11 protein-coding genes and 1 rRNA gene are annotated in these 11,577 nt (G+C 69.9%); 10 read left to right on the top strand and 2 right to left on the bottom strand.

Going from position 1 to position 11,577, the window contains the following annotated elements:
* Positions 1–91 (top strand): 5S ribosomal RNA (gene rrf, locus ACPEH2_RS00005); the annotation flags it as partial.
* Between the two features lie 222 nt (positions 92–313).
* Positions 314–502, top strand: coding sequence for a hypothetical protein (locus ACPEH2_RS00010; RefSeq protein WP_423717966.1), 189 nt, complete (start codon positions 314–316; stop codon positions 500–502).
* Between the two features lie 171 nt (positions 503–673).
* Here the strand turns inward: ACPEH2_RS00010 and ACPEH2_RS00015 are convergent, their stop codons facing one another.
* Positions 674–1,615, bottom strand: coding sequence for a GlxA family transcriptional regulator (locus ACPEH2_RS00015; RefSeq protein ID WP_423717967.1), 942 nt, complete (start codon positions 1,613–1,615; stop codon positions 674–676).
* 107 nt (positions 1,616–1,722) lie between these two features.
* Between ACPEH2_RS00015 and ACPEH2_RS00020 the strand changes: the two genes are divergently transcribed.
* From ACPEH2_RS00020 to ACPEH2_RS00045, 6 genes are all read left to right on the top strand, one after another.
* A complete protein-coding gene (locus ACPEH2_RS00020; RefSeq protein WP_033107114.1) occupies positions 1,723–2,034 on the top strand; it encodes a putative quinol monooxygenase in 312 nt (103 codons plus the stop codon).
* 229 nt (positions 2,035–2,263) lie between these two features.
* Complete coding sequence (locus ACPEH2_RS00025; protein WP_366214199.1) at positions 2,264–3,385, top strand: GuaB3 family IMP dehydrogenase-related protein; 1,122 nt, start codon at positions 2,264–2,266, stop codon at positions 3,383–3,385.
* Positions 3,385–4,251 carry an SURF1 family protein gene (locus ACPEH2_RS00030; protein WP_423717968.1) on the top strand — a complete coding sequence of 289 codons (867 nt, stop codon included), beginning with the start codon at positions 3,385–3,387 and terminating at the stop codon, positions 4,249–4,251. The genes ACPEH2_RS00025 and ACPEH2_RS00030 overlap by 1 nt, the downstream gene beginning before the upstream one ends.
* Positions 4,252–4,261: 10 nt before the next feature.
* Positions 4,262–4,780, top strand: coding sequence for a DUF3817 domain-containing protein (locus ACPEH2_RS00035; RefSeq protein ID WP_217531549.1), 519 nt, complete (start codon positions 4,262–4,264; stop codon positions 4,778–4,780).
* Positions 4,777–6,357, top strand: a complete 1,581-nt coding sequence (gene guaA, locus ACPEH2_RS00040) for a glutamine-hydrolyzing GMP synthase (protein ID WP_217531550.1) — start codon at positions 4,777–4,779, stop codon at positions 6,355–6,357. The genes ACPEH2_RS00035 and guaA overlap by 4 nt, the downstream gene beginning before the upstream one ends.
* 124 nt (positions 6,358–6,481) lie before the next feature.
* A complete protein-coding gene (locus ACPEH2_RS00045) occupies positions 6,482–8,074 on the top strand; it encodes an ATP-binding protein (protein ID WP_423717969.1) in 1,593 nt (530 codons plus the stop codon).
* A 70-nt stretch (positions 8,075–8,144) separates the two neighbouring features.
* Here ACPEH2_RS00045 and ACPEH2_RS00050 read toward each other — a convergent pair whose 3' ends face one another.
* Entirely contained in the window at positions 8,145–9,053 is a 909-nt protein-coding gene (locus tag ACPEH2_RS00050; protein WP_217531634.1) for a Bax inhibitor-1/YccA family protein, read from the bottom strand.
* Between the two features lie 163 nt (positions 9,054–9,216).
* Here ACPEH2_RS00050 and ACPEH2_RS00055 point away from each other — a divergent pair, with 163 nt between their 5' ends.
* Together ACPEH2_RS00055 and ACPEH2_RS00060 are read left to right on the top strand one after the other, a co-directional pair.
* Positions 9,217–10,212: a glycerophosphodiester phosphodiesterase family protein gene (locus ACPEH2_RS00055; RefSeq protein WP_423717970.1), complete on the top strand. Its 996-nt coding sequence runs from the start codon at positions 9,217–9,219 to the stop codon at positions 10,210–10,212.
* Positions 10,213–10,305: 93 nt separating this feature from the next.
* Positions 10,306–11,577 carry an MFS transporter gene (locus ACPEH2_RS00060; protein WP_423717971.1) on the top strand — a complete coding sequence of 424 codons (1,272 nt, stop codon included), beginning with the start codon at positions 10,306–10,308 and terminating at the stop codon, positions 11,575–11,577.

The raw sequence follows: 11,577 nt of genomic DNA on the forward strand, positions 1-11,577 counted from the left end.
GCCCGGTCACATTCCGAACCCGGAAGCTAAGCCTCACAGCGCCGATGGTACTGCAGGGGGGACCCTGTGGGAGAGTAGGACACCGCCGGACTTCTCTCGATCGAAAGCCCCGACCAATGCTGGTCGGGGCTTTCGTGGTTTCCGGGCATATTCGCGAGAACCTGCGTTCTCCGATGAGCTGGTCGGCTCCGCTCTCGGGGCGGAAGGACCGCGCGCACGGCGGCGCCGTCACGATCGACGGTTCGCTGGGTGTGATGGATCAGACATCGGGCACGGGGCTCCCGGCCAGACCGTCCACGACCGCCTCATCACCGTGGCTCCCGCTCGGATCCGCGCCGCGCGAGAGTTCGAGGACGCCGAGAACGCGCTTAGCGAGTCCGACGATCTCGATGGGCAGATGCGCCACGCCGAGGCGATCGCCGATGACGCGGATTCCGGCGGGTACGAATACGAGACCGTGTGGGACACCTGCACGACGGCGGCCCTTCCCAATCCACCCTGATCGGGTCTGCCGATCCTCTCGATGAGAACGCAAGCCACCCAACCCGACCGTCCGGGAAGCCGGGGCACGTCGCATGGCCTGTGCTGCGGGCATGTCGAGTGGGTCGTCCAGGGGCGACGCAGGAGGGTCGACGCGACGTGCTGAGAGGTGGTTCTCAGGCATGGCGATAGGTCAGGAACGGCGTCGCTCCCTGCGCAGGAGGGAGCGCAGAGTCTCGGCGTTCGCGTAGCCGACCCGTAGCGCGATCTCGGCGGAGGTGAGGTCCGTGGTTGCTGAGAGGTGCCGAGCTCGTTCGGTGCGAAGCCGTTGGACGAAGCCGAGCGGAGTGAGGTTGAGCGCCGCACGGACTCGTCGTTCGAGGGTGCGCCGGCTTGTGCCGAGCGACTGCGCGACGAAGGCGACGTTGAACGGTTCGTCCAGGCGGGCGCGCACGAAGCGTTCGAACTCGACGACGATCGGGTCCTCGTGCCGGAGATGATCGTAGGCGACGAAGGCCGCCTGCGACGGGCGCTCGTCGATGATGAGGAGCTTGGCGACATGTCGGGCCAGGTCGGGGCTGATCGAACGCACGAGTGAGAGCGCGAGGTCGATGTGAGCGAAGGCGGCGCCGGCGGTGACGAGGTTCCCGTCGGCCACGACCATGGTGTCGAGATCGAGGGCAACGGTCGGATAGCGCTTCAGGAACTCCGGCCCCAGGAACCAGCTGGTCGTCGCCCGCCGATGATGCATCCGTCCGGTCTCGGCGACGGCGAACACGCCGGTGCACGCCGCGGCGATCCGGGTGGTCGCCTCGTCGAGGCGCCCGAGCGAGGCGATGACCGAACGAGCATCTCGGCTCTGCAGGACGTCGTTGGTAGCGGCGGCCGTAAGGGTTCCAAGCGCAGGGACGACGACCACGTCGAACTCTCCGGACTCCGACAGCGGTTGGTCCACCGACAGGGTCATCGATGCCGTCGTGGTCACTCGCCGTTTCGGTCCGAGGATGGCGAGTTCGATCGGGTCGATCCGCGGGTCGACATCGCCGCGAGCTCCGTCGGCCACCCGCACGATGTCGATGATCGACGCGATAGCCGAACCGAAGCCGCCGTCGATCGCGATCAGTCCGATACGCATGACGTAAACAATAGCAATCCTGCCGTATACGCCACTCCCTACCGGCCCTTGCTCGTCATACGCTGAACTCGTCCCACGAAGAACCCCGACTGCAAGGAGAGTCCCTCATGTCCACACCCGCATCACTTCCGTATGCCTTCGTCGCCAAGATCGTCGCGGCGGATGGACAGCACGACGCGGTCGCCGATCTGCTCGCCGGCGCTGTCGCACTCGCCAACGAAGAAGTAGGAACGATTGTCTGGTTCGCGGTCAGGACCCACGCTGACACCTTCTGGATCTTCGATGCATTCCCCGACGAGGCCGCTCGCGACGCCCACGCCAACGGCGCCATCGTCGCAGCCCTGATGGCCAACCAGCACCTCCTCGGCGCAGCACCCGAGATCCTGGCGGCCGACGTCCTCGCGTCCAAGCTCCCGTAGTCCGCCAACGCACGACACGATCGCGCCCCGCCGAGCCGTCGGACCCGTCCAGGTCGCGACACAACGCCCCGCCGCGTTGCCGAGCGGCGCGAGGCCTACCGGCACACGGACAGGATGCCGGCCGCGAGCGCTCAGCCGGCGAGGGGTCCGTCGCAGAGGAGAGCGACGCCGCGCCCGCTGAGCAGGCGGGGCGCGCGTCGGGCCCCGACGGTAGGCTGGGACGGTGACCATGGAAATCGAGCTCGGCCGAGCCAAGCGCGCGCGTCGCGCGTACGCCTTCGACGACATCGCCGTCGTGCCCTCGCGGCGCACGCGCAACCCCGAGGACGTCTCGACCGCCTGGTCGATCGATGCCTACAGCTTCGGCATCCCGGTCCTCGGCGCGCCGATGGACTCGGTGATGAGCCCGCGCACGGCGATCATGCTCGGTCAGCTCGGCGGCCTCGGTGTGCTCGACCTCGAGGGGCTGTGGACCCGGTACGACGACCCGGAGCCGCTGCTCGCCGAGATCGCCGCGCTCCCCGCGGACGGCGCGACCCGTCGGATGCAGGAGCTCTATTCCGCGCCGATCAAGCCCGAGCTGGTCCGCGACCGCCTCGCCGAGATCCGCGCCGCCGGCGTGACGGTGGCTGGCGCGCTCACCCCGCAGCGCACGCAGGATCTGTACGAGACCGTCGTCGCCGCCGGCGTCGACCTGTTCGTCATCCGCGGCACCACGGTCTCGGCCGAGCACGTGTCCAGTGTCGACGAGCCGCTCAACCTCAAGAAGTTCATCTACGACCTCGACGTCCCCGTCATCGTGGGCGGTGCGGCGACCTATACGGCCGCGCTCCACCTCATGCGGACCGGCGCCGCCGGCGTCCTCGTCGGGTTCGGCGGGGGAGCGGCATCCACCACTCGCGCCACCCTCGGCCTGCACGCGCCGATGGCCACCGCGGTCGCCGACGTCGCCGGCGCGCGCCGCGACTACCTCGACGAGTCGGGCGGGCGCTACGTGCACGTGATCGCCGACGGCGGTGTCGGCACGTCGGGAGACATCGTGAAGGCGCTCGCCATGGGCGCCGACGCCGTCATGCTCGGCGTCGCGCTCGCGCGCGCGACCGACGCCCCTGGCCGCGGCTTCCACTGGGGACCCGAGGCGCACCACGCCAAGCTGCCGCGCGGCACCCGCGTCGAGGTCGGTCAGGTCTCGCCGTTGGAAGAGATCCTCTACGGCCCGGCCCCCGTCGCCGACGGCACGGCGAACCTCATCGGTGCGCTGCGGAAGTCGATGGCGACGACCGGCTACTCGGATCTCAAGGAGTTCCAGCGCGTCGAGGTCGTCGTCGCGCCGTACGCGTCGTCCCACTGATGACCGGAACCCCCGCCGTCGACGATCTTCCCGACGTCTTCCCGCCGACGCTGCGGGAGGTCATGACCCGTCCGTTCTGGATCGGGATGCTGGGCCTCGCCCTGCTCGTGGCCGGGATCTTCGCGTGGCTCGGGCAGTGGCAGCTGGGGAACGCCATCGACACCGATCCGCCGCCCGCGGGCATGACCGAGCAGGTGCGTCCGCTGGGTGACGTTGTGGCTCCCGGCGCTTACCTGCCGGAGCCGCTCGTGGGCCAACGGGTCGAGGTGACGGGTGCCTTCGTGGCCGGCGACTTCCGCGTCGTCACCTCCCGCTACGACGACGGCACGCCCGGATACTGGGTGGCGGGACAATTCCGCGTCGACCCGACGACCGCCGGGGTGGACGGTCCGACCTCGCTCGCAGTGGCGGTCGGGTTCACGCCTGACCGGGAGAACGCGGATGCCGCGGCATCCGCTCTGAGCGACGCGCCGCCGCAGGACGTCACGCTGACGGGACGGCTCATCTCCGACGAGGGCGCGAAGGAGCCGCCGCGGGACGCCGACCCTCTCGAGATCACCTCGATGTCTCCGGCCGCGCTGCTCTCGCAGTGGAGCGACATCGAGGGGCTCGACGTCTACCGTCCCTACCTCGTCTCCGCGGAGGCCTTCGGCGCGCTGCAGCAGATCCATGCGCCGGCCCCGACCGAGCTGTCGTCGGTGAACTGGCTCAACATCTTCTACGCCATCGAGTGGGTGGTGTTCGCGGGCTTCGCCTTCTACATGTGGTACCGACTGGCGCGCGACGCGTGGGAGAAGGAAGTCGAAGCGCTCTCCGACGACGCCGACGACGACGACGGGGCCGAGCAGCCCCTGCCGCGCCCGTAGACTGGAAGCCATGCCCGTCCAGCCCAAACTCGCCACGTTCCCGGCGATCCGCGGCGCCCTGCGGTTCTACCAGATCGCATCGATCATCACCGGTGTCGGCCTGCTTCTGCTGGTCGCCGAGATGATCCTGAAGTACACGCCGCTCCACGTCGAGCTCTTCGCCGGCGGCTCCGGTGGGCTGCTGTGGTTCGCGACGGCGATCCCCGGCCCCGACTGCCAGTGGTACTCGCTGTTCGCGCCGATGACGAACACGTGCGACATCGTCTCCACCGGAGACGGCGTCAACATCTCGCTCGCGATCCTCGTCGTGCACGGGTGGTTCTACGTCGTCTACCTCTTCGCGTGCTTCCGGGTGTGGAGCCTCATGCGGTGGCGCTTCCCACGTTTCATCGTGCTCGCGCTCGGCGGCATCGTGCCCCTCCTGTCCTTCTTCATGGAGGCGAAGGTCGCCCGCGAGGTCAGGGAGTACCTGGCCGAACGGGAGGCCGCCGCATCCGTCCCCCTCGAAACCCCCACGGAGACCCGGTGACAGAGCAGACCGAAACCTCCCAGCGACCCGTGCTGGTCGTCGACTTCGGCGCCCAGTACGCGCAGCTGATCGCCCGTCGCGTCCGCGAGGCCGGCGTGTACAGCGAACTGGTGCCGCACACCGCGACGGCTGCGGAGATCGCCGAGAAGAACCCTGTCGGGATCATCCTCTCGGGCGGTCCCTCGTCGGTCTACGAGGAGGGAGCGCCGCAGCTGGATGCCGGTGTCTTCGACCTCGGTGTCCCGACGCTCGGCATCTGCTACGGCTTCCAGGTGATGGCGAAGACCCTCGGCGGCGAGGTCGCGAACACCGGCCTCCGCGAGTACGGGGCGACGGATGCGACGATCGTCACCGACAACGTGCTGCTCGACGGACAGCCCGTGGACCAGAACGTGTGGATGAGCCACGGCGACCAGGTCAGCGCCGCTCCCGACGGCTTCGAGGTCCTCGCGCGGACCGCGGCCACCCCCGTCGCCGCCTTCGCGAACGACGCCCGCAAGCTCTACGGCGTGCAGTGGCATCCCGAGGTCAAGCACTCCGACCACGGCCAGCGCGTGCTGGAGAACTTCCTGCACAAGGCGGCGGGACTGCCCGCCGACTGGAACAGCGACAACGTCATCGCCGAGCAGGTCGAGAAGATCCGCGCGCAGGTCGGGACGGGCCGGGTCATCTCGGCGTTGTCGGGAGGCGTCGACTCGGCGGTGTCCACCGCCCTCGTGCACAAGGCTGTCGGCGACCAGCTCACCGCCGTCTTCATCGACCACGGTCTGCTCCGCAAGGGCGAGCGCGAGCAGGTCGAGAACGACTACGTCGCCTCGACCGGTGTACGCCTGATCACCGTCGACGCGCGGGAGACCTTCCTCGACGCCCTCGCCGGCGTGAGCGATCCCGAACAGAAGCGCAAGATCATCGGCCGCGAGTTCATCCGCGCTTTCGAGAAGGTCCAGTCGGACCTCATCGCCGAGGCCGCTGCGGAGGGCGACCCGATCCGGTTCCTCGTGCAGGGCACCCTGTACCCGGATGTGGTCGAGTCCGGCGGCGGTGCCGGTACGGCCAACATCAAGAGCCACCACAACGTCGGCGGGCTCCCCGAGGACCTGCAGTTCGAGCTCGTCGAGCCGTTGCGCACCCTGTTCAAGGACGAGGTCCGCGCGATCGGTCGAGAGCTGGGTCTGCCGGAGGCCATCGTCGGACGCCAGCCCTTTCCGGGGCCCGGCCTCGGCATCCGGATCGTGGGTGAGGTCACCGCTGACCGCCTCGAGATCCTGCGTGACGCCGACGCCATCGCCCGTGCCGAGCTGACGAAGGCGGGACTGGACGGCGAGATCTGGCAGTGCCCCGTCGTGCTGCTGGCCGACGTCCGCTCGGTGGGTGTGCAGGGGGACGGGCGAACCTACGGGCATCCGATCGTCCTTCGCCCCGTCTCGAGCGAGGACGCCATGACGGCGGACTGGACCCGGCTGCCGTACGACGTGCTCTCGAAGATCAGCAACCGCATCACGAACGAGGTGCGCGAGGTCAACCGGGTGGTGCTCGACGTCACGTCTAAGCCCCCGGGGACCATCGAATGGGAGTGAGTCGCGGGGGGAGCCCCCGTGACGAGCCGCGTCGCCAGCCCTTGACACGGCGTGTCCGGCCCGGTCAGAGTGAGCGCGGGCTCCTGCCCCGTTCTGCACCGCCGTCTGAGGAGGGGGTGAGGCGTTGATCGAGCGTCCGCGTACACAGCCGTACGCGCAGTTCGTCCTGGCCATCTCGGCCCTCATCGTCGTGCTGATCCTCGGGACGATCGACAGCGCCCGCATCACCCCGCTGCTGCTCGCCGGCTTCGGTGTCATCGTTCTGAGCACGGCGGCCATGACCGCCGTCTGGCTCATCCAGCCGACCACGCACACGGAGTGGCTGGCGGCCATCCCGCTCGTGCAGATCCTCGCGTGCGTTCCCCTGCGGGACGCCGGTGTGGAGGTCCTGCCCGCGGCGGGCCTGCTGATGCTCTTCCCGCTGGGCTGGCTCGCCTTCGCCTTCCCGCCCGCCACCGTCGTCGCCGGGGTGCTGCTGACCGCTCTCGGACCGCTCATCCAGGTCATCCGGACCGGCGGATTCCGCGACGCCGCCGACGTCGTTTCGGTCGTTGCCCTGCCCATCATCGCGGGGCTCATCGCGGGGACCGTCGCCCTCATCGCCCGGGACCTCAGGCGCATGCGGGCGCACACCGAGGCCGTGTCGGACGAACTCGATCACGCGCTGCGGCTGTCGGGCCGCGACACCGCCATGCTGCGCGCCACGCTCGACGCGACCGACAACGCCGTCGCCGTCTTCGGACCGGATGGACGCCCGATCCTGCTCAACGCCGTCGCTGCCGAGATCAGCGGACGATCCGGGATCGACGAGATCGACCGGGACGGATTCCTCTCGGTCATCTGGCGCGCCGACACCTCGATGCCCGCCGAAGCCACCTCGGCCGACTTCGTCGAGCGCGTGCGCTCGGGAGACTTCGCCGCGCCGCGGACGGTGGAGTTCGGCGGCGACCCGCGGCGCGTGCTGCAGGTCATCGTGCGTCCCGTCGTCGCCGGCGGCGAGGAGGTCGGGATCGTGATCGTCGGTCAGGACGTCACCGAGCTCGTCGGTGCCGTCGAAGTCCGCGATCGGTTCCTCAGCACCGTGGGTCACGAATTCCGCACGCCCCTCACGGTGATCCTCGGGCACACCGACATCGCCCTCATGAACGAGTCGGCCGAGACCGAACGGTGGGAAGCAGTCGAGCGGTCAGCGGAGCGCCTGCTGCGGCTCGTCGAGCGCCTCATCGCGGCCGGACAGTCGACACGCGACGTCGAGGCGCGCTCGGGAGCCTCCCACGTCGGTCCCGTCGTCAAACACGCGATCTCGGAGGTCGCGGCCCGCGCGCGGGACCGCCGTATCCACATCCAGATGGGCGCGATGCCCGACCGGGCCGCCCGCATCGCCGTCCGCGATCTCGCGTCGATCCTGGAGGAGCTCCTCCGCAACGCCGTCGAGTTCACCCCCGTGGGAGGCGGCGACGTCGTGGTCTCGGCCTACGAGGAGGGACGCGAGATCGTCGTCACCGTCGCGGACCAGGGTGTCGGGATGACCGAGCAGGAGCGCACGCACGCCTTCGACCGGTTCTACCGCGCTCCGTACGCACACGATGCCGCCATCCCCGGCACCGGCATCGGGCTCTCCAACGCCGCGTCGCTCGCCGAGGCCTACGGGGCGACCGTGACGCTCGAGTCGCACGCCCCGCGCGGCACGGTCGCCGTCCTGCGGCTCCCGTCCTGAGCACGCGGATCGCCCGCAACGACGAAGGCCGCCCGGTTTCCCGGACGGCCTTCGTCGTGTGAGGCGGGGGTCAGTCGTTGCCCCGCAGGATGGCGATGATGCGGAGGATCTCGACGTAGAGCCAGACGACCGTGACCATGATGCCGAAGGCGCCGATCCAGCCGAACTCGCGGGGAGCGCCGTTGCGGGCACCCTGCTGCACGAGGTCGAAGTCCTGGACGAGCGAGTACGACGCCATGAGGACGACCAGCAGGCCGATGATGAGGCCGAGCGGGATGCCGAAGACCTCCTGGCTGTAGAGGCCGAAGGTGCCCTGGGTGACGCCCGTCCACATGAGGACCAGGTTGACGAGGCCGAACACCAGGTAGCTGACCATCGCGATCATGAAGATCTTGTTGGCCTTCTTGCTGACACGGACCTTGCCGCTCGCGAAGAGGGCGAGGGTCACGCCGACCACCACGAGGGTCGCGATGGTCGCCTGCAGGACGACGCCCGGCCAGATGAACTCGAAGTACGCCGAGATTCCACCGACGAACAGACCCTCAGCCGCCGCGTACGCCCAGACCAGAGCCGGGCGGACCTTCTTGCGGGACGTGAAGCTGATGACGAGCGCGAGGACGAAGCCCACGAGCGCGCCGATGATCCAGGGCATGATCGTCAGGTCGGCCGGCTCCACCTGCGTAGGCATGAGCGACCCGCCGAGGGTCCAGAACCAGCCCACGAGTGCGGTCACGAGCAGGATGCCGAACAGGCCCGCCGTCTTGACGACGGTGTCCTCGACCGTCATCCGGCCGGTGTCGGCGGAGGATGCGGTGGGGGCCGCGTACATGCCCTCGAGCTGAGCGCTCGCGGCGAGGTCGGCGGCCTGGTGCGAGGCGGCCGAGTAGTTCGTCGGGGCGGCAGGGGGAGTCAGGCCGGGACGGCGCTGATCCTCCTGGAACACCGGATTGTTGAAGGCGAAATTGCCGGACGCTGCCATTGTGTGTCTCACTCCAAAAGTCGACTCACAGCGCTGTGCTGTCGATCCAGCGTATCGGACCGTGTTTCCGCGGGTGCGGGCCCCCGCTGTGAGAGGACTATGAGGCCCCTCCGGCCGCGCTCCTGCGGCGGGTCGCGTCACCCGAGCTGGGTACCCTGACCGCATGTCCGTGAACCGCCCGCTCGTCATCGGTCACCGCGGCGCGCCGGGGTACCTGCCCGAGCATTCGCGCACCTCCTATGACCTCGCTCTCGCCTCCGGGGTGGACGCCGTCGAACCGGACGTCGTCTTCACCGCGGACCGCATCGCCGTGGTCCGGCACGAGAACGAGATCGGGTCGACGACCGACGTGGCCGACCATCCCGAGTTCGCGTCCCGCCGGACGACGAAGGTCGTCGACGGCGCGGACCTGACCGGATGGTTCACCGAGGACTTCACGTGGGACGAGCTGGCCACGCTGCGGTGCCGGGAACGGCTGCCGCACCTTCGGCCGGGGAGCGCGGCGAGCGACCGCGGTCAGCCGATCCTGCGGCTGCGCGAGCTCCTCGACCTCGTGGCTGCCGCCCCGGCGGAAGCCGGCGTCGTGCTGGAGGTGAAGCACGCGACGTACTTCGGATCGATCGGGTACGACGTCGCGGGGCTGCTCGCCGACGAACTGCGCAGCGCCGGATGGGATGTCGGGGAGCGGCCGCTGGTGATCGAATCGTTCGAGCAGCGGATCCTGCAGGAGCTGCGGGGTCGCGGCATCCGTGCCCGCTACATCTACCTGCTCGAGGCGGAGGGGTCCGCGTGGGACCTCCGGGCGGCGGACGGCGACGACGCACTCACCTACGCCGACCAGCTCACCCCGGAGGGGCTCGACCTGCTCGCGGGGGAGGTGGACGGGATCAGTCTCGACAAGCGGATCGTGCTCGAGCATCCGTCCGTCGTGGCGAACGCGCATCGTCGCGGGCTCGAGGTCTACGTGTGGACGTGCCGACCGGAGAACGCGTTCCTCGACCCGCTCTTCCGCGGCCCCGGCGACGACGCGGCGTTCGGCGATTGGGAGGGGGAGTGGCGCCGGATCGCGGAGACCGGCGTCGACGGCGTCTTCGTCGACCACCCCGACCTCGGCGTCGCCTTCTTCGCCCACCCGGGACGCTCAGGTGACGCGCGGTAGAATGGATGCCGGTGCGCCGGCACCCCGTGTAACTACCTGATCCGTGGAGAGTCAAGGCGGCACGACGCCTCAGCTTCACGGAGGTCATGACACATGCCCCTCACCGACTCGACACCGGTGCGCGCCCCCGAGCGCGACGGTCCGCCCCGGACGCTCGCCGCATCCGTGGGTGTCGGATACTTCGCCATCGCTCTGATTGCGCGACTGCCGTACGCGATGATCGTCGTCGGCGTCCTCACGATGGTCGTCGACGCTCGCGGATCGCTCGCCGTCGGCGGGCTCACCTCGGCGATGGTCGGCCTCGGCACCATCGCGACCGGCCCCCTCATCGGCGCGGCCGCCGACCGCTGGGGTCAGCGACCGGTGCTGCTGCTCGCGACGCTCGTCCAGAGCGCCGTCCTGGTGACCCTCGTCGCCGTCGCCTACGGCGACACCCCGGACGGTGTGCTCCTGGCCGTCTCGGTGCTCGCCGGAGCGACCGCTCCGCAGGTCTCGCCGATGTCCCGCGCCCGGCTGGTCGGCGCGATCGGCCGGATGGGCCTCGACCGCAGCGCCCGCGGACGGCTGCAGGAATCGACGATGGGGTACGAGTCGGCCGTCGATGAGATCGTCTTCGTCTTCGGGCCGGTCCTCGTCGGCGTCGTCGCGATCGCGGCGAGCCCCGCCGCCCCGGTTCTCGCCGCCGCCGCCCTCACCGTCGTCTTCGTCACCGCGTTCGCGCTGCACCCGACCGCTCGCACCGCGGGCCACGCCGACCAGGGTGCGGCGCGTGAGCCGGCGCGGGCCCTGCTGCGCCCCGGCATCCTCGTCGCCGCCGCCGGCACCTTCGCGACCGGCCTGTTCTTCGGAGCGATGCTGACCTCGCTCACCGCCTTCGCGGACGAGCGCGGGTTCCCCGAGCAGACCGGCATCCTCTACGGGATCATGGGCATCGGCTCAGCGATCCTCGCGCTCGGGGTGGGCCTGCTGCCGCGACGCTTCGCTCTGCCGTGGCGCTGGCTCGGCTTCACCGCCGTCCTGCTGATCGGTGCGGTTCTCGCCGCCGGGGCGACGGGAGCGATCTCGATGGGGTGGGCTCTCGCGCTCGCCGGCTGCGGCATCGGCCCGACGCTCGCGACGATCTACGCGCTTGCCGCCGCTCGTTCGCCGCGCGGACGCGAGGCGACGGTCATGGCCGTGCTCGGTTCGGCGGTCGTCGTCGGACAGGCCTTCGCGAGCATGGTGGTCGGCGCGCTGGCCGAGTCCGCCGGGGCCGCGGTGGCCCTGTGGGCACCCGTCGTCGCGGTCGCGCTGCTGCTGACCTTCGGCCTGCTCAATCTGCGTGTGCGTCCGCGTGTTCCCCAGGAGGACACCTCCGCCCCCTAG

Source organism: Microbacterium sp. NPDC064942 (genome assembly GCF_049545525.1).
Classification (GTDB): Bacteria; Actinomycetota; Actinomycetes; order Actinomycetales; family Microbacteriaceae; genus Microbacterium; species Microbacterium gawkjiense.